General features: G+C 36.9%; 1 protein-coding gene. It reads left to right on the top strand.

The features are described from left to right. The first annotated feature begins 279 nt into the window (after positions 1–279). Entirely contained in the window at positions 280–471 is a 192-nt protein-coding gene (locus Q4597_RS19695) for a hypothetical protein (protein ID WP_303407807.1), read from the top strand. The last annotated feature ends 283 nt before the right edge of the window (positions 472–754 follow it).

The raw sequence follows: 754 nt of genomic DNA, 5'->3' as shown, positions 1-754 counted from the left end.
AGTTAACCGCACAACGTTAAGATCATGTTCTCCCTATGTGGTTTTTTCGTTAACTTGTGCAACAGGCACAAAACCTAAACGTAATGCTGGGTTTTGGGCTAAGTCTAAAGGTCTGTGTATATTTATTAAGTCCGCAAAATCTTTGGGATTTTGCTCTGGACAAGAAAAATAAATCAAAACAAAAAGATTTCGCTATGTGCGTGGCGGAAAACAAACGCTAGTTTGCTCCCTTACAGTTCATAGCTAAACCGTTGTAATCAATAGCTCAAAAAAAATATTATGCAAGAATCAAGAATACATTCTGAGGGGCAAAATGACCACTTAATATCGATTAAAGAGAAGTATAATAAACTTAAAAACTCTCTGAAACGGAATGTTAAACTGACAGAGGACAAAAAACAAATTGAACTGAAAAAAGTCGAAGAACAGTTCAATAAAGAAAAAAAAGATTCTAAGCAAAATCTGTACTAAGAAAAAATAGCGGACTAATTACTCGGATTTAAAAATAGTTATGCGCGGATGGACCTAACTCAAACGTAACTGTTTCGCTGGACTTCTAACTCCGACGGACTTTACTCAGACGCAACTGTTGTGCAGATGGACTTTACTCGTATGAAAAAATAAGAAAACCCAAAGATTCGTGCTTACTCGAACGTGTCGCTACTGATTACAACAAAGGTAACCGTTGCACAAGCCGTTGATTCTCCACGGAACGGATTCATATAAGCCTCTTTACGGGGCTTTTTTTATGTCT

Source organism: Zobellia sp. 1_MG-2023, from assembly GCF_030549125.1.
GTDB classification, from domain to species: Bacteria; Bacteroidota; Bacteroidia; order Flavobacteriales; family Flavobacteriaceae; genus Zobellia; species Zobellia russellii.
This window is presented reverse-complemented; position numbering and strand designations above follow the sequence as displayed.

Coding starts and splice junctions, on each gene's coding strand:
- Q4597_RS19695 (WP_303407807.1), top strand. CDS start 280: ATGCAAGAATCAAGAATACATTCTGAGGGGCAAAATGACCACTTAATA.